19 protein-coding genes and 1 tRNA gene are annotated in these 24,841 nt (G+C 48.5%); 11 read left to right on the plus strand and 9 right to left on the minus strand.

Translation table 11 applies throughout. The features are described from left to right. Positions 1-24 precede the first annotated feature (24 nt). Complete coding sequence (creD, locus tag ACX9GV_RS03180; RefSeq protein ID WP_473197018.1) at positions 25-1,521, plus strand: cell envelope integrity protein CreD; 1,497 nt, start codon at positions 25-27, stop codon at positions 1,519-1,521. Positions 1,522-1,556: 35 nt separating this feature from the next. Here the strand turns inward: creD and fldB are convergent, their stop codons facing one another. Continuing rightward, positions 1,557-2,075 (minus strand): flavodoxin FldB, encoded by a 519-nt coding sequence (fldB, locus tag ACX9GV_RS03185; RefSeq protein WP_473197019.1) that lies wholly within the window; start codon positions 2,073-2,075, stop codon positions 1,557-1,559. A gap of 212 nt (positions 2,076-2,287) precedes the next feature. Between fldB and xerD the strand changes: the two genes are divergently transcribed. The 9 genes from xerD to ACX9GV_RS03230 all read left to right on the plus strand — a co-directional run bounded on the left by xerD (position 2,288) and on the right by ACX9GV_RS03230 (position 11,765). Then, positions 2,288-3,187 carry a site-specific tyrosine recombinase XerD gene (gene xerD, locus ACX9GV_RS03190; protein ID WP_473197020.1) on the plus strand — a complete coding sequence of 300 codons (900 nt, stop codon included), beginning with the start codon at positions 2,288-2,290 and terminating at the stop codon, positions 3,185-3,187. Between the two features lie 42 nt (positions 3,188-3,229). Continuing rightward, positions 3,230-3,943, plus strand: coding sequence for a bifunctional protein-disulfide isomerase/oxidoreductase DsbC (gene dsbC, locus ACX9GV_RS03195; protein ID WP_023491446.1), 714 nt, complete (start codon positions 3,230-3,232; stop codon positions 3,941-3,943). A gap of 6 nt (positions 3,944-3,949) precedes the next feature. Then, complete coding sequence (recJ, locus tag ACX9GV_RS03200) at positions 3,950-5,686, plus strand: single-stranded-DNA-specific exonuclease RecJ (protein WP_473197021.1); 1,737 nt, start codon at positions 3,950-3,952, stop codon at positions 5,684-5,686. Between the two features lie 113 nt (positions 5,687-5,799). Beyond that, positions 5,800-6,898, plus strand: a protein-coding gene (gene prfB / locus ACX9GV_RS03205) for a peptide chain release factor 2 (RefSeq protein WP_473197022.1) whose coding sequence is annotated in 2 segments (ribosomal slippage) — positions 5,800-5,874 and positions 5,876-6,898 — 1,098 coding nt in all. Because the reading frame shifts where the segments join, the coding sequence is not laid out codon by codon here. 9 nt (positions 6,899-6,907) lie between these two features. Then, entirely contained in the window at positions 6,908-8,425 is a 1,518-nt protein-coding gene (gene lysS, locus ACX9GV_RS03210) for a lysine--tRNA ligase (protein WP_023491451.1), read from the plus strand. Positions 8,426-8,623: 198 nt separating this feature from the next. Beyond that, positions 8,624-8,697: transfer RNA gene (locus ACX9GV_RS03215), tRNA-Gly, on the plus strand. Positions 8,698-8,930: 233 nt separating this feature from the next. After that, complete coding sequence (locus ACX9GV_RS03220; RefSeq protein WP_473197023.1) at positions 8,931-9,065, plus strand: hypothetical protein; 135 nt, start codon at positions 8,931-8,933, stop codon at positions 9,063-9,065. 78 nt (positions 9,066-9,143) lie between these two features. Beyond that, entirely contained in the window at positions 9,144-9,350 is a 207-nt protein-coding gene (locus tag ACX9GV_RS03225; protein ID WP_037384937.1) for a type II toxin-antitoxin system VapB family antitoxin, read from the plus strand. A 243-nt stretch (positions 9,351-9,593) separates the two neighbouring features. Further along, positions 9,594-11,765, plus strand: coding sequence for a WG repeat-containing protein (locus ACX9GV_RS03230; protein ID WP_473197024.1), 2,172 nt, complete (start codon positions 9,594-9,596; stop codon positions 11,763-11,765). A 396-nt stretch (positions 11,766-12,161) separates the two neighbouring features. Here the strand turns inward: ACX9GV_RS03230 and ACX9GV_RS03235 are convergent, their stop codons facing one another. The 4 genes from ACX9GV_RS03235 to iolD form a co-directional block, all read right to left on the minus strand. After that, entirely contained in the window at positions 12,162-12,503 is a 342-nt protein-coding gene (locus ACX9GV_RS03235; RefSeq protein ID WP_037384759.1) for a thiamine-binding protein, read from the minus strand. Positions 12,504-12,810: 307 nt separating this feature from the next. Further along, complete coding sequence (gene iolE / locus ACX9GV_RS03240; RefSeq protein ID WP_473197025.1) at positions 12,811-13,716, minus strand: myo-inosose-2 dehydratase; 906 nt, start codon at positions 13,714-13,716, stop codon at positions 12,811-12,813. 21 nt (positions 13,717-13,737) lie between these two features. Further along, the gene (locus ACX9GV_RS03245) at positions 13,738-15,654 is read right to left on the minus strand and encodes a bifunctional 5-dehydro-2-deoxygluconokinase/5-dehydro-2-deoxyphosphogluconate aldolase (RefSeq protein ID WP_473197026.1); all 1,917 of its coding nucleotides are present in this window, start codon (positions 15,652-15,654) and stop codon (positions 13,738-13,740) included. Between the two features lie 369 nt (positions 15,655-16,023). Next, entirely contained in the window at positions 16,024-17,955 is a 1,932-nt protein-coding gene (gene iolD, locus ACX9GV_RS03250; RefSeq protein ID WP_473197027.1) for a 3D-(3,5/4)-trihydroxycyclohexane-1,2-dione acylhydrolase (decyclizing), read from the minus strand. A 394-nt stretch (positions 17,956-18,349) separates the two neighbouring features. Between iolD and iolB the strand changes: the two genes are divergently transcribed. Then, complete coding sequence (gene iolB / locus ACX9GV_RS03255) at positions 18,350-19,174, plus strand: 5-deoxy-glucuronate isomerase (RefSeq protein WP_473197028.1); 825 nt, start codon at positions 18,350-18,352, stop codon at positions 19,172-19,174. A gap of 211 nt (positions 19,175-19,385) precedes the next feature. On the opposite strand, the gene ACX9GV_RS03260 is transcribed toward iolB, so the two are convergent. The 4 genes from ACX9GV_RS03260 to ACX9GV_RS03275 form a co-directional block, all read right to left on the minus strand. Then, the gene (locus tag ACX9GV_RS03260; RefSeq protein WP_023489809.1) at positions 19,386-20,222 is read right to left on the minus strand and encodes a MurR/RpiR family transcriptional regulator; all 837 of its coding nucleotides are present in this window, start codon (positions 20,220-20,222) and stop codon (positions 19,386-19,388) included. A gap of 168 nt (positions 20,223-20,390) precedes the next feature. Then, the gene (locus ACX9GV_RS03265) at positions 20,391-21,104 is read right to left on the minus strand and encodes a 3'-5' exonuclease (protein ID WP_473197029.1); all 714 of its coding nucleotides are present in this window, start codon (positions 21,102-21,104) and stop codon (positions 20,391-20,393) included. Beyond that, on the minus strand, positions 21,101-22,960 hold the full coding sequence (locus tag ACX9GV_RS03270) for a DUF294 nucleotidyltransferase-like domain-containing protein (RefSeq protein WP_473197030.1): 1,860 nt from the start codon (positions 22,958-22,960) through the stop codon (positions 21,101-21,103). The genes ACX9GV_RS03265 and ACX9GV_RS03270 overlap by 4 nt, the downstream gene beginning before the upstream one ends. 131 nt (positions 22,961-23,091) lie before the next feature. Next, positions 23,092-24,798 (minus strand): solute:sodium symporter family transporter, encoded by a 1,707-nt coding sequence (locus ACX9GV_RS03275; RefSeq protein WP_473197031.1) that lies wholly within the window; start codon positions 24,796-24,798, stop codon positions 23,092-23,094. Positions 24,799-24,841 lie beyond the last annotated feature (43 nt).

Raw genomic sequence — 24,841 nt, forward strand, 5'->3', positions numbered from 1 at the left:
ATCGTCTACAAGGAGAATGCAGCAATGTTTAAATCGGTGTTATTTTGGAAAATCACCACATTATTGGGGTTAATGATCCTGATGATGTTCCCGGTATCCCTGTTAAGAGATGCCATCGAAGAACGTAGTGGCTATCGTCAGAGTGTGATCAGCCAGGTGAGTGAAAGCACTAGCCGGGCACAGAAGATCCTCGGGCCGTTGATTGTGATCCCTTATACCGTCAGTGAAGAGAGAAAAGATGAGAATGGGGTCGAGTTTGTACTGGAAAGCCAGCGTCAATTATTTGTGTTACCGGAATCGTTACAGGTTAACGGCACACCCAATGTTGATGTACGTAAACTGGGGATCTATCAGACCCAAGTCTATCAAGGCCCATTAGAATTTCAGGTGAAATTTACCCCGCCCAACTTGCAGGAGTTGCAGCAGAGTCATGTGAAGATGGGCCAGCCATTTTTGATGGTGTCGTTAAGTGACTCCCGCGGAATCAAAGCTATTTCACCACTGAGTGGTACACAGCAGGGAACATTCGAGCCAGGTACCGGGGTCAATGGGCTTACTCAAGGCCTCAGTGCCCCGTTGTCACTGGATGTTTTACAAGCCCAAGGGTTAGAAGCGAGCTTTACCCTGACGCTAGCTGGTACCAGTCGGTTGTCATTAGTCCCTCTGGGGCGTAATTCGCAACTGACACTGCAAAGTAACTGGCCACATCCTAACTTTTTAGGTGATTTCTTGCCTGATGAACGCAAAGTGACGGAGAAAGGTTTCAGCGCCCATTGGAGCAGTACTTGGTTTGCCAATAATATTAATAGTGTGCTCCACCTGAAAAGTGTTTCTATCGGCAATGACGCGTCTGATTACCAGGATAAACTACCGACGTTTACCACCAGCTTTATCGAACCGGTGGATCATTATCAGTTAGTTGACCGTGCAGTGAAGTATGCGATGCTGTTTCTTGGCTTAACGTTTATGTCGTTCTTCCTGTTTGAAACCCTGACCGGGCTACGGGTCCACCCGATCCAATATCTGTTGGTAGGTGCGGCGCTGGTGCTGTTTTACCTGATCTTGCTGGCGTTTTCGGAACATGTCGGTTTTGACGTGGCCTATTTACTGGGAAGTATCGCTTGTAGTGGTTTGATTGCTTTCTACCTCTGCGCGGTATTGCGTAGCAAGCTGTGGGGAATGCTGTTTGCTGTTGGCTTGTTATCGCTGTATGGCGTGTTGTTTCTGTTGCTACAGTCAGAAGATAACTCGCTGGTGTTGGGCTCGGTACTGCTGTTTGTGGTGTTGGCGGCGATTATGTTGCTGACGCGTAAACTGGATTGGTATCTGGTGGCTGACCCGACTCGGTTGAAGGGGAATCCTGCCGTAGCTAAAGGACCCGCAGTGTCAGAAGAGGTTGCAGCCCCTGAAGATGTCACGGTAGCGGAAGACATTGCGCAGCCTGAAGCGGAAGCAGTTACTGAAGCCACGCTTGAAGAACCTGCTACCAAGGATGAAAGCAATTTCAGATTGTGGAAGTAACCTTACTACTGGGCGCATGATTGCGCCCAATCTCCTTACAGCAACGCATCTATCTCCAGCAGGATCTGTTCACACCATTGTTCTAGGCGTTGTTCGCTCATCTCATACTGATTGACTTCATCCAGTGCCAGACCGACAAAGTATTGCCCGTCCGCAGTGAGCGGTTTGGGGCTGGTGAATTCAAAGCCTGCCGTTGGCCAGAAACCTATAAACTGCACCCCGATGGGGGCCAACTGATCATGTAGCATCCCCAGTGCATCAAGAAACCATTCACCGTAACCCAGTTGATCGCCCATGCCGTAAAGAGCAACAATTTTGCCTTTCAGATCTAACTCCGGCAGTTGCTGCCAGATAGCTTCCCAGTCTTCTTGCAACTCACCAAAATCCCAGGTTGGAATACCGAGGATCAGCACGGAGTAATCCTCCATTAACTTGGGGGAAACCTCTTTCAGATTGTGCAGTTCAACCAGTTCCTCTCCCAGGATGTCGCGGATTTTCTCTGCTGCCATCTCGGTGTAGCAGGTGCTGGAGCCATAAAATAGACCGATCTTCATGTTTAAGTCACTTAAGGTGCTGGGTGTAGAATGGTAACGAGTATACTTGATTGCCAACGGGGTTAAACCTATACCCAAGTTCATTCGAGTTGCAGGTAGGCGGCAACAGAGCGAGTCCCCAGGAGCTTACACCAGTAAGTGACTGGGGGGAGTGAAAGCAGCCAACAACCCTGCAGCTTGAATGGCGACGGGTATAACAAAGAGAGAGACACATGCAACACCAAGATAGCGCACTGATTGAGCAATTTCTGGATGCGCTGTGGCTTGAACGCAATCTGGCAGAAAATACCCTGGTTTCCTACCGGCTGGATTTGCAGGCCTTGGCAGGCTGGTTGGCTGCCACTCACAGTAGTTTTTTGCAGGCACAAGCGCTGGATCTGCAGGCTTTTCTTGCTGATCGGGTTGAAGGGGGCTATAAGGCCACCAGTTCCGCTCGTTTGCTCAGTGCGATGCGCCGTTTGTATCAATATTTTAACCGTGAAAAATTGCGGGAGGATGACCCCACCGCATTGTTGGCCTCACCCAAATTACCGCAGCGCTTGCCAAAAGATCTGAGTGAAGCGCAGGTAGAAGCGTTGCTGCAAGCTCCTTGTGTTGATCAACCTCTGGAGTTGCGTGATAAGGCGATGCTTGAAGTGCTGTATGCGACAGGTTTGCGGGTGTCAGAGCTGGTGGGTTTGAACATCGGTGATGTCAGCTTGCGCCAAGGGGTGGTACGCGTCATTGGTAAAGGTAATAAAGAGCGCTTGGTTCCCTTGGGGGAAGAGGCGGTATACTGGATTGAAAACTACCTGGAGTACGGTAGACCCTGGATGTTGAACGGCCAGACGCTCGATGTGTTGTTCCCCAGTAGCCGAAGCCAGCAAATGACCCGCCAGACATTCTGGCATCGCATCAAACATTATGCGACTCTAGCAGGTATTGATAGTGAGCGCTTGTCGCCACACGTCTTGCGCCACGCCTTCGCCACCCATTTACTGAACCATGGGGCTGATCTGCGTGTCGTACAGATGTTATTGGGGCACAGCGACCTCTCAACAACGCAAATTTATACACATGTAGCCACTGAAAGATTGAAACAGCTACATCAACAGCACCACCCGCGCGCTTGAAACGCGGACTCTGGAAGGATAAAAAGTGGAAGGATGGAAAGAATGAAAAAAAGTTTATTGCTGCTCTCTTTACTGACCGCTTCGGTAACCGGTGTAGCTCATGCTGATGATGCAGCAATTCAAAAAGCACTGGGTAGCCTGGGCATCAAACAGGCGGATGTCCAATCTTCGCCTATTGCTGGGGTCAAAACCGTACTGACCGAAAGCGGTGCGTTATATGTTACCGAAGATGGTAAATACATCCTACAGGGGCCGTTATATGATGTTAGCGGTAAACAGCCGGTTAATGTGACCAATCAACTGTTAATGGCCCAACTGACCGCGCTGGAAGACCAAATGATAGTCTTTAAAGCAGCGAAGGAAAAGCATGTCATTACCGTGTTTACTGATATCACCTGCGGTTACTGCCATAAGCTGCATGAGCAAATGAAAGAGTATAACGACCTGGGCATCACGGTGCGTTATCTGGCATTTCCACGTCAGGGGTTGAACTCTCAAGCTGAGAAAGACATGCAGTCCATCTGGTGTACCGCCGATAAGAATAAAGCCTTCGACGCTGCCATTAAAGGCGACCCCATCTCTCCGGCAACCTGCAAGATCAATATTGCCAAACATTATCAGTTAGGGGTGCAGTTTGGTATTCAAGGGACACCTGCGATCATTTTACAAAATGGCGAGATGGTCCCAGGTTATCAAGGGCCGAAAGAGATGCTCGCCATGCTGGATGCTCACGCTGCTTCAATGGCGGCGAAATAAACTTCAGTGAGTATTAAAACCCAATTACGCCGCCGCAAGGCGGCAGATAGTCGCGATTTACCTGCCAGCCTCCCCCCTTTGTTGCGCCGCTTATATGCGTTGCGTGGCGTTCAGGGGGAGCAAGAACTGGAACGCAGCGTCAAAGGCATGTTGCCTTGGCAACAGTTGGGCGGTATTGAGGCGGCGGTCACCCTGCTGCAGCAGGCCTTGACGCAGCGCCAGCGCATTATGGTGGTGGGGGATTTTGATGCTGATGGTGCTACTAGCACCGCGCTCACGGTATTAGCCCTGCGCAGTATGGGCGGTAGCGCCGTTGACTATTTAGTGCCTAACCGTTTTGAAGATGGCTATGGTTTAAGCCCGGAAGTGGTGGAGCAAGTCGCCACACGGGGGGCTGAGCTTATCATCACCGTGGATAACGGTATCTCCTCCCATGCTGGCGTTGACGCAGCTCACGCTAAAGGGATGCAGGTGCTGGTCACTGATCATCACTTGCCAGGGGAAACGTTACCCGCCGCCGAAGCGATTGTTAACCCAAACCTGGCCAGTTGTGATTTCCCCTCCAAGTCTTTGGCAGGGGTGGGCGTGGCGTTCTATCTGATGCTAGCGCTACGTAGCCGATTGCGTGATAGCGGTTGGTTCGAACAACAGTGCCTGGGGATACCCAATCTGGCCGATTTACTCGATCTGGTGGCGTTAGGCACCGTGGCAGATGTGGTGCCATTGGATGCCAACAACCGCATTCTGGTCTATCAAGGGTTAAATCGTATCCGTGCCGGTAAGTGTCGCCCAGGCATTCGCGCCTTGCTGGAAGTCGCCAACCGTGATGCACGTCAGTTAGCAGCCAACGATTTGGGTTTTGTGCTTGGCCCAAGGTTGAACGCAGCAGGGCGTTTGGACGACATGTCGATTGGGGTGGCGCTGTTGCTCAGTGATGATATTGCCCAGGCGCGCATGTTGGCGAGTGACTTGGACGCGCTTAACTTGACCCGCCGCGATATTGAACAGGGTATGCAAGTGGAAGCCCTGGCGCTGTGCTCTCAACTGGAGCAAACCACCACAGAGTTACCTTACGGCTTGGCAATGTATCACCCGGAGTGGCACCAAGGGGTGGTGGGGATCCTCGCTTCCCGTATCAAAGAGCGTTTTCACCGCCCGGTAATCGCTTTTGCACCAGCAGGGGAAGGCATCCTCAAAGGCTCTGGCCGTTCAGTGGCCGGGTTGCATCTACGTGATGCGCTGGAGCGGCTCGATATGTTGCACCCCGGCCTGATGATGAAATTCGGCGGCCATGCCATGGCGGCTGGGTTATCGCTGGAAGAGGCCCGCTTTGATGAGTTTCGCCAGCGCTTTGGCGAACTGGTGGGGGAGTGGCTCGATCCGGCGATGCTGGAAGGCGTCGTCTGGTCTGATGGTGAATTGGCAATGCAGGAACTGACACTGGATACCGCCGAGTTACTGCGTGAAGGGGGCCCCTGGGGGCAAGCCTTTCCCGAGCCGGTTTTTGACGGCAAGTTCCGCATTTTACAGCAACGGCTGGTGGGGGAAAAACACCTCAAGCTGATGGTGGAGCCGCTGGGGGGTGGCCCGTTGCTGGATGGTATCGCCTTTAATATCGATACCACGCAGTGGCCTGATAACAGCATCAAGCAAGCGGAAATCGCCTACAAACTGGAAGTGAATGAGTTCCGTGGCAATCGTAATGTGCAGTTGCTGATCCAGCATCTGTGGCCATTGGCGTGATAGCCCGACAAAAACTGACCAACCTGCTATAAACTGGCCATCGGATCCGTTAGAATTAGCGGTTCCAATGGCATTTCGCCATCGACGACATCAACGTAAGAACGCTAAAAATCATGTTTGAAATTAATCCGGTAAAAAACCGTATTCAAGACCTGTCTGAGCGAACCGCCGTTCTCAGGGGGTATCTTTGACTATGATGCCAAGAAAGAACGCCTAGAAGAGGTTAACGCCGAGCTGGAGCAGCCAGACGTCTGGAACGAGCCAGAGCGTGCACAGGCATTGGGTAAAGAGCGCTCGGCGCTGGAAGCCATTGTAGAAACCATCGACCAACTGCAACAGGGCTGTGAAGACGTCACCGGCCTATTGGAACTGGCAGTTGAAGCAGAAGATGAAGAAACCTTTGATGAAGCGGTGGTTGAGCTCGAACAGCTCAGCGTCAAGCTTGATCAACTGGAATTCCGCCGCATGTTCTCTGGTGAGTACGACAGCGCCGATTGCTACCTGGATATTCAGGCCGGTTCTGGCGGCACTGAAGCGCAAGACTGGGCAAGCATGTTGCTGCGTATGTATCTGCGTTGGGCGGAAGCAAAAGGCTTCAAAACTGAAGTAATTGAAGAGTCTGATGGTGATGTTGCTGGCCTGAAGTCGGCCACCATCAAGATTATCGGTGATTATGCCTTTGGCTGGTTGCGTACTGAAACTGGCGTGCATCGCCTGGTACGTAAAAGCCCATTCGACTCCGGTGGCCGCCGCCACACCTCGTTCAGCTCAGTGTTTATCTACCCTGAAGTGGATGACGATATCGATATTGATATCAATCCGGCGGATCTGCGTATTGACGTTTACCGCGCTTCTGGTGCGGGTGGGCAGCACGTTAACAAAACCGAGTCGGCGGTGCGTATTACCCACCTGCCAACCAACATTGTGGTGCAGTGTCAAAACGACCGCTCACAGCATAAAAACAAAGATCAGGCGTTTAAACAACTGCGCGCCAAATTGTATGAATACGAGATGCAAAAGAAAAATGCCGATAAACAGATGCTGGAAGATAGCAAATCTGATATCGGCTGGGGCAGCCAGATCCGCTCTTATGTGCTGGACGACTCCCGCATCAAAGATTTGCGCACCAACGTAGAAACACGTAATACGCAGGCCGTACTGGATGGCGACCTGGATAAATTCATTGAGGCAAGTTTGAAAGCCGGGTTATGAGGAACAGAAATGTCTGAGCAACAACCACAAGGCGCCGAGCAGGCGTTGGATCTGAACAACGAGTTGCAGGCGCGCCGTGAAAAACTTGCCGCACTGCGCGAGAACGGCCTCCCGTTCCCGAATGATTTCCGTCGCGATACCACATCAGATCAATTGCACGCCGCCTATGACAGCAAAGAAAACGAAGAGCTGGAATCTTTAGGCATCGAAGTGACGGTTGCGGGCCGTATGATGACCCGCCGCATCATGGGTAAAGCCTCTTTTGTTACGCTGCAGGATGTTGGCGGGCGTATTCAGCTTTATGTGGCTCGTGATGATCTGGCTGAAGGGATTTATAACGAACAGTTCAAAAAGTGGGATCTGGGGGATATCCTTGGCGCACGGGGTAAGCTGTTCAAAACCAAGACGGGCGAACTGTCTATCCACTGTACTGAATTGCGCCTGCTGACTAAAGCGCTGCGCCCGTTACCAGATAAGTTCCATGGCTTGGCGGATCAGGAAACCCGTTATCGTCAGCGTTATCTGGACTTGATCGCTAACGAAGAGTCACGCAACACCTTTAAAATTCGCTCACAAGTGATGGCGGCGGTGCGTAACTTTATGGTGGATAGAGGCTTTATGGAAGTCGAAACCCCCATGATGCAAGTGATACCGGGTGGTGCTGCTGCCCGTCCGTTTATTACCCACCATAATGCGCTGGATATTGATATGTATCTGCGTATTGCCCCAGAACTTTACCTGAAGCGTTTAGTGGTGGGCGGCTTTGAGCGGGTGTTCGAAATCAACCGTAATTTCCGTAATGAAGGGGTTTCCCCACGTCATAACCCAGAGTTCACCATGATGGAACTCTATATGGCCTATGCGGATTACAAAGACTTGATCGAGCTGACGGAATCCCTGTTCCGCACCTTGGCGCAAGATGTGCTGGGTGACACCAAAGTGCCTTATGGCGATGTGGTGTTTGATTTCGGCAAGCCGTTTGAAAAGCTGACCATGACGCAGGCGATCAAAAAATACCGCCCTGAGACCAATCTCGATGACCTGAACGAGATGAGCAAAGCGGTGGCTATTGCCGAGTCTATCGGTATTAAAGTTGAGAAGAGCTGGGGCTTGGGCCGTGTGGTAACCGAGATTTTTGAAGAGACCGCAGAAAGTCATCTGATCCAGCCGACCTTTATTACCGAGTATCCAGCGGAGGTTTCTCCACTGGCACGCCGTAACGACGAGAACCCGGAAATTACTGATCGTTTCGAGTTCTTTATCGGTGGCCGTGAAATTGGTAATGGTTTCTCGGAATTGAATGATGCGGAAGATCAGGCGCAACGTTTTGCTGACCAGGTTACTGCCAAAGATGCTGGTGATGACGAAGCGATGTTCTACGACGAAGATTATGTTACCGCGCTGGAACATGGTTTGCCGCCAACGGCAGGTTTGGGGATTGGTATTGACCGCATGGTAATGTTACTGACCAACAGCCACACCATCCGCGATGTGATCCTGTTCCCGGCGATGCGCCCAAGCAAGTAACACTAAGCACGGCATTCTGACTTTTTCAAGCGATGGTCAGCATAAGTGCAATCTAAACCGGTGCCAGTAATGGTGCCGGTTTTTATTTACGCAGACAGCCAAAATAATGATGATTAACCGCCTAAAATATCGGCAGTTATCTACTTTCTTCGCTTGCTCGATGCGTATAACCAGTTATAATGCCAGTCGCACACCAAAGCGGGTGTAGTTCAATGGTAGAACGAGAGCTTCCCAAGCTCTATACGAGGGTTCGATTCCCTTCACCCGCTCCAAGATTTCAGACCCTCGCTTCGGCGGGGTTTTTTGTTTTTTGGCTCAGTAACTTATTGGTTTAGTGATGTTTCCAATCGATAACCCAACCTGTGGCTGTTGTAGCAGGTAGTACAGATTGGTAGTACATTATGGGCATTATGCCGACTCCAAAACCTAACAAACATGGCGTATATCTGTCGCTGCTACCGTGAATGGTTAAAAGCGTGGAGTCTCTCAATGCGCCAGAAGCAACATGTCGGCAAAAAGTGCTTTATCGACTTCTGGCGGTCCGATGGTCTCCAGCATTAACCCGGCTACCGGCGAGGTTCGCCGCGTGCTCATCTTCGCGGTTGTAATGGGGGCATCGACGATACGTGCCAAACCGTGATCGATTTAGATGCCATTTTGTACTTTGATTCTTTTTTTGATGTATGTTGTCATCATTATATGAATCAAGGGGGATATTATGCGAACTACAGTCACGATTGATGATGCGCTGTATGCACAGGCATTGGAAATGGCCGACCCAGATATGGATAAGGCAGATATTTTCCGTGAAGCGATGAAAACGTTTGTTCGGGTGCAGGCAGCAAAAAGGCTGGCTTCGCTCGGCGGCACCTCACCTGATATGCCGATAGTTCCTCGTCGCCGGGAAGAGCCATCCGCAGAATGATTGTTTTAGCTAAACGTTTTAATGCGAGTTATCGGTCGATTCATTGAGCCCAAAACCTAACAAACATGGCGTATATAAAGTATGCCTCGGCGTTCCCCAAGAACCTCAGCGATCATCGGCACACTCAACAGACGGCACGAACTTGACGTTGATATTGCACTGAGTAAGCGTATTATTTCTGTCAATGATGCCTTGAGTGCTCAATCATATCTATCGGTTTAAACCTGTGAGTGTTGCGACTAAATGAATAACAAAATTTTATTATCCGCTTTCTCCCTAAAATCGTTATTACTGGCTCTCGGGTTGTTATGTTCCGCTAGTGTGATGGCTGGGCCTGAAATTATAGAACCGACTCAAACAGAGTCAGCCTCAGCGGAGCCTTCCAAAGCAGAAATAGAAGCCCTGTTCCAAGAGTCATTTAAAGGCAAAACGCTGCCTCAGATAAAAATCATGCTCAATGAGCAAATTGAAGAACTAGAATCCGTTCAAAAATTTAATTCGATACGTCTATCTGTTGGTTCAGCAGAGGATGATAACAAGGTCCAGCATACATCTAAGTTTACTCCGATGTCAGCATCAGCTTTCGAGACCTTGTTTAATCAGTATTTTGATTCGCTGGAGCCACGTCAACAAATTGCAGGTAAGTCCTCTTATGTTTCAACGAATTTCAGGAGCTATGATTTTTCTAAGCTCTCCGCCGATTACGAGGTTTTTGACTATGAACCGGTAACAATAATGATTGAACGGGTTCACTTTAAAGATGGTTCATCTGCATTACCGGCAGAAGTCATAAACATGGGGGAGATTAAAGTTGCCAGTGCCGGAAGGGTCGTCTCAGTTGATATGGTGGCAACCTATACATTACCGGATTCTGTTAAGCATTTTGACTTTAATACCAAAGATAACGCGAGTCAGAATGAGAACAGTCTGGTGTCAATCAATGGGCGCGAAGTGACGCTGACCATGCCAGAAGCCATGTACAAAAATATTCTTCACGTCGAAGCCATTGATAAAAACGGCGAGCCCCTGAAGGATGCTGGATCATCATCTTATTACAACAATGCTTACTACGTTGATAAGCTACATCAGTATTTTACTGATGCCATTAAGCAACTGGACAACGATAAAATTACCGAACGTGACAGTTTGATAAAGTATCTGGCCAACAACTACCCTTCAAAAAAAGAGGCCAACAAGGCACATCCGCCTAAATATACGGCATCTTATCGGTTTCATGGGGAGCCAGCTTCAGTAACCGTTTTCCTCAAGCCTGAGGCAAAAAAGTATACTTACAACTTTACACTAACCATGCCAGACACCGCATATAACAACGGTCTGGCTGTCGCTGCTAACGAATCAGAAAAACCGCTATATGGTTTAGTCGATGAGCAAGGGAATTGGTTGATCCCTCCTCAGTATATTCGGTTAGATAGGCAAGTAGGAGACTACTACTATGCTGTTGGCGCTAAGGGTGATTATAACGACGGGAAAGTTTATTTACTGAACCGAACAGCTAAAAAACTGGAGCTGCAACCATTTTATATTATGAATGAAGAGATAATTAAAGATAAGTTCCTCATTGTTAATAAAGAACGAAATAATAATTTCATTCAAGGCTTAGTCAATATACAAACTCATCAAATTTTATTGCCATTAAAGTACCACGATATTGAAGTGGCTGGGTCACTGTTTATTGCTTCTAACTTCGATGATAAGCGTAATATCCGCCGTTACGAGGTCTACCGTCAGAGCGATAATAAACAGATCCTCCATGGTGATTTTAATGACTTTTATGTTGATGGTGATAATATCATTGTGCGGCATGAAATGAGAACGACGAAAAAAGAGGGCAATACCCCTTATTACGCCATTGAAAACGATAATGTTTATATTTATCATAACTTCGATATCTATAATGCCGATGGGGTTCGGCTTAATGCTAAATCCTATGCGCAACTGCCTTCCGAAATGAGTTTTGGTAAAGATGGCTTAATGCCGGTAATCGATAAGCAGGATAAATCATATTACGTTGATCGTCAGGCCAAAAAAGTTAATTTCGATCTCAGTGGCTATCAGAATATCAAGTCGTTCTCCAACGGCCTGGCTGCTGTACAAGGTGAAGATGGCCAGTATGGCTATATCAACACTCAGGGTAAGTTAGTTATCCCTATGATGTACAAAGGCGCCAACTTTTTTCAGGGTGGAACAGCGCTGGTCGAAACAAGTGAAGGATATCAGCTGATCACCCCTAAAAATAAAGTTGTGGCACAATTTAAGGACATTTCGATTCGCACCTACAGCTTAATACAAGATGCGCAGGAAGCCACTTATACCTTTATTAATTATCAGACTGATGAGTTTTTTACCTATGATCAACAAGGTAAGCCGATTACCAAGGAAAAATCAGGTAATTAGTTAACCTAGCGGCGGTTACCCGATTTCTATACTCGTCATACTTCAAGTTGCTTGGGTGTTGGCTGCCCTCGTTCACCCTAGTCACATAGTTAGCTATGCTCCCAGGGATTCGCTCAGTTGCCGCCTACAGGCAACTCGAATTATTTTGTGTATATATGAGCCTTGTAGAAATCGGGTTGGTCGTCATCGCCACTATGCCAATCATCTGATTCTGTTGGTCAGAGAGAGTTCACGCGAATCATCTTTTGTGATTTGCGCCTGGCGAACTAACGATGCCAAGAACGATCTGAGTAAATCTGGTTTCTTGGAATTATGTACAAAAGTATTATTGCACGCCGGTTACGGTGTCAAACCACCGGCAGATAAATGAGCAACCAGAAACGCCTAACAAGGAAGCTAATCATCCATAAACATATGATTAGCTTTGGTGACGCCTCTGTTATAGGTACAGAAAGTGTCGGTTGCCAGTTCAGTTTTACTATGAATTTTAATGTTTGTAATAACCTCAACAGCACCAGCTTGGTAGCACGCTTGTTGTGCGTCTTTGACAATCTCTAATAGCTGGTTTAGCTCGCCTCTCATGGTGGTTTCCATTGCACTCACTTGGAATGGCACACCCGAAGCTTTTACAACTTCGATAGCTTTATCGACCACCTCGAAGTTGTTGCCTTCTTTCAGTCTTGGGATGATCTGGAAAGCGAGCATGACATCTTTTAGTGGTTGGTTTTCAGTTGGCATCAGCAATGACTCATGGGTATATACTCGTCATACTTCAAGTTGCTTGGGTGTTAGCTGCGCTCATTGCACCCCAGTCACATAGTCAGCTATGCTCCTGGGGATTCCATCGCTGGCTGCCTACAAGCATCTCGAATTATTTAGAGTATATATTTTTACGGGATGCAGCATAGTAGCACTGTTTGTCGATTATGCAGACTGGGGGATGCAACACCTAGCTCTATCAAGTGATGGCAAATGGTAGAGATATCCAATGTTAGGCAGTCACCAGAAGCGCCTAAAAAAGGCGCTTCTGGTTAAAGGTACAGAACTATTGCTGGGTAAGATCAAACAGCCCTGCTTCGTTAGCAAACTTGTATAAATTGTTGTAACCCAAGGTGGCATAGGTCAGCGGATGGGCAATGGCTGGGTCTTGTTCGGCTTCAACCACTAACCAGCCGCTGTAATTGACGTTTTTAAGTACGTTAAATACCGCCGGGTAATCGATGCAGCCATCTCCGGGAACGGTATAAACCCCTTCAAGCACCGAATCGAGAAAGCTCAATTTGCGGTTTTTCACATCCGCCAGCACCTCTTGGCGGATATCTTTGCAATGCACGTGGTTAATACGCTCAGACCAGTTCTGTGCCACAGTGACTGGGTCGCCTCCGGCGAAAGTAATGTGCCCGGTGTCTAACAGTAACCCCACTTCTGGCCCGGTATGTTTCATTAAGTTATTAATATCTTCTGCAGTTTCAATCACCGTGCCCATATGGTGGTGATAGGCAATTTGTACCCCTTGGCTTTGCGTATATTGAGCAAACTCGGTCAGTTTGCGGCCATATTCTTGCCAACGCTCGGCAGGGAAAAGCGGGCGTAAATGGACCGGGATGTCTTGCGCGCCATGGATACAACCCGTTACTTCACAAGCGACCATCACTTTGGCACCGAGTTCACGTAACAAGGTCAGGTGGTTTTGGACCGCCACAATCTCTTCTTCAACACTGCGGGTCAACAGTTCCATGGAATACCAGCCTGATACCAGTTTAAGATCATGCCTGGCCAAGATGGGGCCTAATAAGCTTGCCTGACGTGGAAATTTATTCCCCAGCTCAAAGCCGCTAAACCCGGCTTGCTTCCCTTCGCTTAAACAGGTTTCTAGCGAAGTTTCTGCCCCCAATGTTGGCATGTCGTCATTAGTCCAAGTGAGCGGGTTGATACCTAGTTGAACACTCATCAAAATTCTCCTGTGCTGGCACTATTTTTCGCCACGTTGGCGCCATAGTGTGATTAAGTTGTGGTAATTGGTTTTCACTTTATGAATCAGCGTTTGATCATCTATCTGGCCGGCTAACCAGGCACGTGAAGGTTCGCCAAATAACGTGCGACCAACAGCAAACCCTTTCACAATGCTTTGCCCGGCAGTTTGTGAAAATGCGTGTTGTAATTGTTCTTGTGGGGCATCTAAGCCAAGAATCACCACCCCGCGGCAGTAAGCATCGCGCTCAGCTATCAAGGCAGATACGGCACCCCAACTGGCTTTTGCCAATGGTGGCAGTTTCCACCAATCGGGTTTGATCCCGAGGTTATAAAAGCGTTGCAGCGCACGTAGATACAGGGCGTCGTCTTGTTTGGTCCCTGCGGGTAAAATCACTTCCAGCAACAACTCATGCCCGGACTGGCAACAGGCTTGATAAACTTCTTGAATTTGATGCTCTTGCTGTAAACGGAGGTGGTGATCATCCTCTGGGTTAAAGAACACTAGGCATTTCACGATATGCTCAAGCGGCCAACTGACCAGTTGTGAGCCGATATTGCCATGTTCAAGCTTGAGTGGACGTGAACTGGGTAATTCAATCGGGCGAGCAATCCACCACCCCTGACCCGTCACGGCATTTAATACCTCTTGGCCAAAGGTGCTGTCACACAGCAGGCCTGCCTGACCTTGGTCCAATCCAGCTTCAACGGCCACTTCCTGGCTGGCTTGTAAAATCAGTTGTTTAAGGGGGCTAATGCGCGCGATATCCGCCCCTGCTTGCCGCGCCATATCAACAAATTGAATGCGGTGATCAAAGGCCAGTACACAGAGTTCATTACGCTCTGGGGATTTACGTGTCGTGACGCGATGGAGATGGTTTAGCTCAGGATCCAGGTCTGGGCGCTTCACTTGCTGCGCCCGTAGTAGGTAGTTATCCAGTTCCACTTTGGTCGGCATGGCGGGGGCACAGCCATGGCGAGAAACCACCAGGGCACCACAGGCATTGGCGTAAGCACAGGCTGTTTCCCAGCCCTCACCACTTAAGTAGCCACGCAGCAGGCCAGACATAAAGGCATCCCCAGCCCCTAAGACATTCAGCACATCAACGCGCACGCCATAGACCGTGATCCCTTGGTCCAGCTCATCAGGGATCTCACCCGTAAAGACCGAGCAACCTAACGCGCCGCGCTTGCAGACCAGTTCCGCCTGCGTTACGGAACGGATGGTTTTTAGCGCTGCAATGGTATCGGTTGATCCCCCGCCGATATGGAACTCTTCTTCGGTGCCGACGATCAGGTCAAACAGGCCTAATACCTCTTGTAGTTGTTCCGTGACAGCATCTGATTGAATAAAGCGGGTTTCACCGTCCCCTAATGAGGTCAGCCCCCAAAGTACCGGGCGGTAGTCAATATCCAAGGCGGTTTTTACACCGTGGCGGCGAGCGTATTGCAAGGCAGTGATGACTGCATCACGTGTTTTAGGGTGAGAAAGGTGCGTGCCGGTAATAGCCAGGCAACGGGCAGAAGCAATGTATTCTTCACTGACGTCGTCTCTGGTTATCGCCATATCGGCGCAATTTTCACGATAGAAAATCAGTGGGAAAGTCTCTTGATCTTTGATGCCAAGAATGACCAAACCGGTTAGGCGATCTTTGTCGGTAATTAAATGGCTGGTATCGCAGCCAACCCGTTCCAGTTCTTCACGCAGAAAACGGCCCATATGCTCATCGCCGACGCGCGCCAGCATGGAAGATTTCAGCCCCTGCACGGCGGTACCATAAGCAACGTTACCGGATGACCCCCCCAAATATTTGCTGAAGGAGCTCATGTCTTCCAGGCGGGCACCGATCTGCTGTCCATAAAAATCAACAGCGATTCGTCCCATGCAAATCACATCAAACTTTTTTTCTGTACTCACCGTTCGCTCCTCAAGTCTCTCAGTGCTTGGGCTATATATAGGCCGTCGCTTTTGCCGTTTTGCAGCTTATTGCATAATCATTTCAATAAATCGTTTATACGGAATGATTGTTTCATTTTCAATTGAAAAATACAGGAATATTTCATTATGTGATCACCGTGGAATTTTAATTTAAAATGTATAGGTAAATGGAAAAAATATTCCGCAATGATGGTTAATATTAAATAAAATCAATGGACTAGAAGCTGTCTTCTTCCTGTGTGATCAGGTAATGGCAAGAAAGGCAGAGCAAGAAATAAACCCACCACGTAAGGTGGTGGGAAAGAGGAGGGGAAACCCTGGTTCAAGTCACTTGAACTGAAGGGGGATTTAATACTGACGAGCCTTGGCTAGCGCCTGTTTAATTTCATCGGCAGCTTGTTCAATTTCCGGCTTATCGGCCACTTGCGCCGTACCGCAGCGCCACCAGGCTTCATAGCCGTGGGTCATGGTTTTTGGCAACACTTTAATATCAATCAGTGTCGATACGGTCTGCTGTTTGGCATCCGCCAGCGCATGGATCAGTTGCTCTTCGTTATAGACCCGATAGGCTCGGCATCCATAACTTTGCGCATTCATCGCAAAATCCACCGGGACTAATGGCCCGGTCAGTTTGTTGGTCTGCGGATCTCGAAAGCGGTTTTCAGTGCCAAAACTGCCCATGCCTTGGCTCATCTGTAAATTGTTAATGCAACCGAAGGCCGCGTTATCAAACAGAATCACATTGATCTTCAGCCCTTCCTGAATGGAGGTCTGTAATTCAGAATGCAGCATCATATAAGAGCCATCACCCAATAAGCTGTAAACCGGCTGATCAGGACAGGCGATTTTAGCGCCAATGGCGGCACCGATTTCATACCCCATGCAGGAAAAGCCGTATTCCATATGGTAGGTATCCGCGACTTTCGGTTGCCATAGCCGTTGTAAATCACCCGGCAGTGACCCCGCAGCACCCACCACAATGGCATTATCTTCCAAATGTTGGTCCAACAAGCCCAAGACCCGGGTTTGCGTCAATTCTGTGTTGAGGGCGTCACGATACTCACGCAGTGCATCATCGAAATGTCCTGCCACTTCGGGTTGGTAATTGGAGTTTATCTGAGTGCTAAACAGGCGTGCGACCTCTGCTCGCCAAGCCTGTTTTGCTTGTTGGATTTCACCATGGTAACCACTGAGATATCCCGCCGCGCTTAACTTGTGGGATATGGCCATCAGCGCAGATTTAGCATCGGCAACCACCGATGTGGCATCCAGTTTACTGGCATCAAACTCGGAAACATTAATGGTTAAAAAGTCCACATTAGGATTCTGGAATAGCGATTTTGACGCGGTGGTGAAATCGGTAAAGCGAGTGCCGACGCCAATCACTAAATCGGCTTCTTTCGCTATCAGATTGGCAGCCAGGCAGCCGGTGGTGCCAATGCCACCCAAGTTAAGTGGGTGATCGTAAACAATGGCGCTTTTGCCCGCTTGCGTTTCACCAAAAGGAATATGGAAGGTTTCTGCAAATTGACGGAAAGCCTCATGGGCTTCGGAATAGCGAACCCCGCCGCCACAGATCAACAGCGGTTTTTTCTTACTGCGGATTAATCGGATGGCATCATCAATCATCGTTTCCGTGGCGGGGCGGCGATCAATACGATGAACCCGTTTCTGGAAAAAATAGGCCGGGAAGTCGTAGGCTTCCCCCTGAACATCTTGCGGCAGGCAGATAGTCACCGCACCGGTATCAGCCGGGTCGGTCAATACTCGCATGGCATTGAGCATGGCGGACATCAACTGCTCTGGGCGATAGATGCGATCCCAATAGCGAGAAACCGGTTTAAAGCAGTCATTGGTGCTGATAGAGGCATCATGATATTGCTCTACTTGCTGCAGAACCGGGTCCGGTTGGCGGCAGGCAAAGACATCACCGGGTAAAAACAGCACCGGAATTCGGTTCGCGGTTGCGGTTGCCGCTGCGGTGATCATATTGGCTGCCCCTGGCCCAACCGATGAGGTTACCGCATAGATTTTCTTACGTTTATGCTGTTTGGCAAACCCCATGGCGATATGGGCCATGCCTTGTTCGTTACAGCCTTGGTGCACCATCAGGTCGCCTGCATCTTGTTCCAGTGCTTGTCCAAGCCCAACCACATTGCCATGACCAAAAATGGTCAGCACACCATGAATAAATTTGTGTTGCTGACCATCGAACTCGACATATTGTTGGTTCATAAATTTTACCAACGCCTGTGCCGTGGTCATTCTTATGGTATTCATCAGCGGATCATCTCCCAATTCGCGTAGAGAAACATTGGCGTTGTGGCGTATTTGCACTCATCGCCTGCTGCAATCTAGTTATCATCTGAATGCACTATATGAAATATAAATTTCATTTCAATTTATTATTGAAATAAATTGGGCTTTTGTGATCGCGGTATAATTCTCAAGATTAATCCGTTATCCAGCCGTGCAACGCACTATTTTCTAGTAATTGAGCATTGAGTTTGAAATGTTTATTTCATAATATTGAGATATTGAAAACTTGGGCTCATCCCAATCACCGCAAAGCATTTGCTAGTGGGCAGAGCGCAGCCAACACCGCTGCAGTTTGATTGGCGATGGGTATAAATGAACTGGCAAAATGGGGGCCGGCCCCATTAAGGAACAGAGTATGTCGACACTGCTGTCAAAGTATCAAGCACCTGATGATGCGGGTTGCACCCAAAAAATCACCCCTGAGAATGCGGGTTGGCAGTATGTCGGCTTTGAGGTTTATGAACTCAAACCCGGTCAAAAACTCACTCTGCCAGCATCCGCCAATGAGCTCTGTTTAGTCTTGGTGGCGGGTAAAGCCTCGGTTAAAACAGAAACAGCCCACTTCGAAAATATTGGCGAGCGCATGTCCCCTTTTGAGCGTAAAAAACCCTATGCGGTTTATGTGTCCGCTCAGGAAAGCTGTGAAGTTGTAGCATTAACTTCCCTCGAGTTGGCGGTGTGTCAGGCACCTGGCAAAGGAACCTACGCCACCCGGTTAATTACCCCGCAAGACATTCAGGCCGAAGCGAGAGGGCACGGGAATAATCGGCGTTATGTGCATAATATCTTGCCCGATAATCTGCCTGCGGATAGCTTACTGGTGGTGGAAGTCTTTACTGATGAGGGTTGTACCAGTTCTTACCCCAGCCATAAGCACGACCAAGCTAACGAACCGCATGAAACCTACCTGGAAGAAACCTACTACCATCGGCTTAATCCTGAGCAAGGTTTTTGTCTACAACGCATTTATACCGATGACCGCTCTTTGGATCAGTGTATGGCGGTGTATAACAAAGATGTGGTGAAAGCACCAAAAGGTTATCACCCGGTGGCGACGATTGCGGGGTACGACAACTATTACTTAAATGTGATGGCGGGCCCTTCACGCAAATGGTGTTTTACTTGGGAACCGGACCATGTTTGGGTCAATGGCCCGGAGTATCAAGCCAAGCACAGCTAAACTAATCCATTATTAACAATGCCAGTGATGATCACTGGCATTGTTTATGGAAAACGCTGTTAGCCCTAAATAGCGCTATAGGTGGGAGTGGGGTAGGTTAGCCGAGCGCAGGAGTGCGCGATACGAGCGCCCACGAATTGGGTTCCACGGCGTGTCGGCGCTCCTGGCCATTCCCACCGACCTAAAGTGGAGCTGTATTATGAACACCTATTTAGGCTTTGCTCGGGGCATTATGAAACGCCAGCGAAACCGCCAGGGTTTGTGCTAAGCACAATGACGCCGCCTGAGAGCGAAAGGCATCCACCTTGGCTTCTTTAACTACAAAGCAAATGTCGCTTGATGAAGCTAATGGGCTAATTTGGCTATCGGTAATAATAATTTGCTTAATGGCTGAACCCACTAACGACTCGCTAATGGCGGTGGTCTCTTTCGCATAGGGTGAAAAGCTAATCACAATTAAAACATCATGATCTTCAATGGTGCTCATCTGCTCTTTAAACATGCCCCCAAGCCCATCAATCAGAAAGGCTCGCTTGCTTAAATGCCGTAATGCATACACCAGATAAGAAGCCACCGGGAAAGAGCGACCTAAACCCACCACGTAGATGTTTTTGGCATTGGCCAGCGTGTCGACCGCTTCGTCTAAATGCTCGACAGGCGTTTGAGCCGCCAACTGATGCATGGCATTGCTATTGGCTCGTGCAAACTCTTGCAGAATATCCGCCGGGCGTTCAGGGGGCGCGGTATCCCCAGACATTTCTTTCAGCAGACGAACGCGGTCGGTGTAACTGGAGGTCTCTTCTAGCAGGTTACTACGAAATAGTTGTTTCATTTCGTTGAACCCGCTATAGCCAAAAGCATTGGCAAAACGGATCAGTGTAGAAGGGGGAACACTGGCCTGTTCGGCAATCGCTGACACTGTTTCAAAAGCAACACTGTTTTTATTATCTAATACATAGGCTGCAACTTGTTGTAATCTTTTGCTTAATTCATCGTAGCGATTGCGAATTTGGTCTTCCAATTCACTTAAGGTTGTTGCTGTTAACATTCCAGTACTCCAACACTCCGTTAATTACCTTAGGGGTAAGTTTATGCGAAATGAAACTATAGTAAAAATAATTTTCTGTTTTTTATAAAAATAAAACAAAAAATACAATTGGTTAGCAACGCCGTTTTAACGGTTGGGCTCAAGCCAGTTCATTCGCCGACATTGTCATCATAATGAACGTAACACCAATGGCCCCAAAAGAGGTGGCTTATCTGCACAGATTTCTTCAACCAGAGCTAGAAACAGCTCACCGGTGGCCACCACATCGGCGAACGCATTGTGAGCAAGATACGGCGGTAATCCTTTTTGTTGGCGAACATGAGTCAGCCGTAAATCGGGATACATCACGCCGCGATATTTCATCAATGAGCGCTCCAGGCGCAGAGTATCTAAGAAGATCAGCGGTAACGGCAGGCTATCGTCTAATTGCAATAAGTGACGCAAAAAATGCTTCTCAATTTCTGCCCCATGGGCGATCACCACTTTGCCACTTAAACTGACCACTAAGCGTTCAATTAACTGATGGCGTGAAATTCCCCCGATCAGCGTTTCAGGCACAATGTGGTTAATCACCGCAGTTTTTGAATGGATGACTTGCTCTGACTGAACATAATAGTGCTGAGCGCTAGCCAGGGACATCACCGGATAATGAATATCAACCATCCCCACGGAGAGAATCTCATCCTGTTTGGGGTCAAGCCCCGATGTTTCAAAGTCCAATACCACACACTTGAGCTCAGATAGCGGGCTGTTGGGGGCTGGGTAGCTTTTTTGGAATAGCTCAAGACAATGGGCGGGAATGGGGGATTTTGCCAGTGCATGACAGCGTAATTGATCACCGTTTTGCAGCGGATGTTGGCGACGAAACCAATTTACTTTCACCGTAAGCGCCCCCCCGCCTGGTATCGCTGTTTTGCTGCCTCTTGATAACGTGCAATGATGCGAAACGCGTCCTTAAGGTGATTACGTTCAAACGCAGTAAACTCACCAGGTGCTATCTGATTGTTCAAACTTTTTCCCCGTTTTACCTGTTCACCTTGGTGATGCAAACGCACTTGATTGATAAAATTCAATGCGGCTTGTAATTCTTGCTGGCTGGCATGACTTATCACGCCCTGCTCTGCAGCAAACTCCAGCCGTTTACTGGTTTCAGGCACCAAACTGCATGCGGTTAAGGCATAAATTCGGGCTAATTCGACCACCAAACTGACCGCTTGCTGTTTAATGTTCAATACTTGCCGATTATCGCCATCTTTGGTTAACACAAACTGGCGAAACATGCCCAGTGGCGGGCTGACGCGCAAAGAGTTAGCCACCATAATAGAGAGAAAACGCTGGTTGCCCCGTACACAGGTGATCAAGGTTTGGTGAAGTTTATCCACCAACCCCTGCGCCCCGTAGAGAAAGCGTATATCCAGAAAAACACTGATATCGAGTAATGCTTGAGGCTCAGGCAGCACCACCCATTGCCTGAAGTTTTTTTGCCATTGATCCAAAGAAACACACCAGCGAGCATTGCTCGCCATCATCTCCCCGGGGCAAAGTGCATAGCCACAAGCATCCAGCCCATGACAGACCCATTGCGCCAATTGTTGAAAGTAGGCTTGCTCTTCACTGTTGGCTTCTCTGGCCAAAATAATGCCATTGTCTTGGTCAGAATTGAGGTGCATTTCCTGACGAGCTTGCGAGCCGGCAACAAACCAGGCGTAGTCCATTGGCGCCGGGCCTAACTCTCGCTCAGCGAGTTGCAATAGCCGCTTGTTAAATGCGTCAGCAATCAGCGTCATCATTTGTTGAATAATCGCCGGAGAGGCATTGACCGAAAGCAAGGCATCAAATACTGCTTGTCGTTGCGGAACCATGCTCACCAATTCGGTCAAAGACTCCTGCCGATAAATACGGCTAATCAGAAATACCGCGTGAACCTGGCTTTTTTCCGTCAGGCTGGTGGCGGTTAATACGCCAGCGATCTGCTCCCCCTCCATCACCGGCAGGCTGCGCACATTGTGCAGCATCATCATTTCCATTGCGGTAAGCAACAAGGCATCTGACTGAATGGTTTGCGGGTGCTGGGTCATGATTTGGCTTACCGGAGCATGCAGTGCTAACCCTTTGGCAATCACACGTTTGGTCATATCACGGTCAGTCACCACGCCCACCAATTTATCCCCATCCATCACCATCGCACTGGAACGATGCTTATCGACCATAATCTGGGCGGCTTCTTGCACTGAAGTGTGAGGATGCACATTGGCGACACTACGGTTCATCACCTCTTTGACCTTTTTCAGATATAACATCTCCTCCCCGGCCCATTTCACGCTCGAATGCGCCAAACGGACGGATTCCTTGGAAGAGAAGTGATGCCTGACTGCCGGGTTATCCTGCATCAATTTCAGCAGGACTTGCTTGGGGATGCGGTACAACAAGGTATTTTCTAACGCGACTAATGAGTAATCACATTTACCTGAGCGATATAACTGGCTGAAGCCAAACAGATCCCCATCGGCTAAGCGGGCGCGTAGTGTCCCATCGGTATGATATTGCTCCACAGCCCCGGTACGTACAATATACAAACCCTGGCTGACGATTTGCTCATCCGCCAGGCGCTTACCTTGTTTTAAATAGAGAATATCAATCGCCGCCGCCAGGGCATTTTGTTCCTGTTTCTCTAAGCGATCAAAGGGATCGATAGAGGAGAGGTAGCTGACAATGTTGGGTAACAGCGTGCTTTCCATTAAAAATACTCTTTATTCTTCGGGTTGCTTGGTTGTTGGCTGCGTCTATCAATAAAAATCGCTCAACCTTTTTAAAAATTGAGCGGAATAGCGGGTTTGACTGCCGTGTTAAGCGAGGCGAAAACGCATCATTATTCAGCTTCTTTCTGCATTTTGATCATCTTGGCGCGCGGGCTGCGCATCAACTCGCGGAAAATGGTCCAGAACACGAAGCCAAGAGAAACGGTCGCCAATAGGTAGTAGCCAACCATGATCCAGCTAGGAACATTATGAGCCAGGAAGACATACATAGACACCGAAGACAGGACAATCAGTACGGCGACAGCGGGTGTCATTGACCAAGGCGTAATATCAACTTGTTCGGTATAAACATCTTCATGGGCTTTTTGTGGATAGAAATGACCTACAGTCAGCATAAAGGCGACGTTTGCCACAAACAGCAAGCCCACTAAATGGAAGAAGTGGATATCTATTTTAAAGACAAAGTTAAACAGGATGTAAGCTGAAACGCCGAATAGCAGCCCCAATTTTGCCGCAATGGCTGGAACGTGCTTGGTTAATAGCCCAACGAGAACAACACTGAGAATCGGCGCATTAAACAGCCCTTGCAGTTGCTGAATCAAATAGAACAGCCCATCAGGTGCATTGGCCACTAAAGGGGCGACAATCATTGAAATAAGCGCCAAACTTAATCCCAGCCATTTGCCCAAGCTCACGGTTTGCGCCTCCGTAGCATTAGGTTTGAGCGTTTTTTGGAAAATATTGACGGTAAATAGGGTAACCGAAGAGTTTAAACCACCGCTAAAGGTAGAGAACACCGCGCCAACCACCACCGCAGCGAAAAAGCCTACCAGCATTTCCGGTAACACTAATTGAACCAAGCTGGGGTAGGCATGGTCAGGGTTATCCATCTGCCCATTAAAGACATGGAAGGCAATAATGCCGGGTAAAATGATAATACTGGGGATCATCAGTTTAAAAAAGGCACAAAGCAGCACCCCTTTTTGCCCTTCAGCCAGGTTTTTAGCCCCCAGTGCTTTTTGCACAATCGACTGATTGGTACACCAAAAAAACATATTGGAGACAATCAACCCGGTGAACAAGGTCGAAAATGGCACCATAGAATCTTCAGCGCCTATTGAGTTGAATTTTTCCGGATGAGCTTGATAAACTTCCACTAATCCCCCCCAGATGTCGCCATTACCGACATAAGCCAGGGCAAAGCAGGTTACCATCAACCCGCCAGTAATTAACCCCACACCATTAATGGTATCAGCAACGGCAATGGCTTTTATCCCGCCAAACACGGCATAAATCGCGCCGATACCACCGACACCCCAGACCATCAGCCACAATGCAGTCTCTTTTTCTACATGAAACACATTGGAAACCTGGAACAGGCTTTCCAGAGCAATCGCGCCGGTATAAAGCACAATAGGCAATAGTGAGATGACATACATGGCTAAAAAGAGAATCGAGGTGATGGTCAGCGTCTGTTTATCAAAGCGCTTTTCCAGATAGCCAGGAATGGTAGAAATACCCAATTTCAAATAGCGAGGTAAGAAAAAGATAGCAAAGAGCACAATGGTCATCGCCGCCATCACTTCCCATGCCATCACAATGAAACCGGTGCGAAATGATAAGCCATTAAGCCCAACCAGGTGTTCAGTGGAGAGATTCATCAGCAGCATGGAGCCGCCAATATAGACGCCAGTTAATGACCGACCACCTAAAAAATAACCTTCTGTTGAATCGGTGAGATGAGAATTGCGGGTTTTATAATAAGCGAATCCGGCAACAAATAACGTAAAGCCGATAAATGAGATAAAAGCGAGCATGGCTTCTCCAAAAGCTTGAATTATGCTCAGCACGGTTTCATTC

The organism is Serratia sp. 25CWL12 (assembly GCF_055790885.1).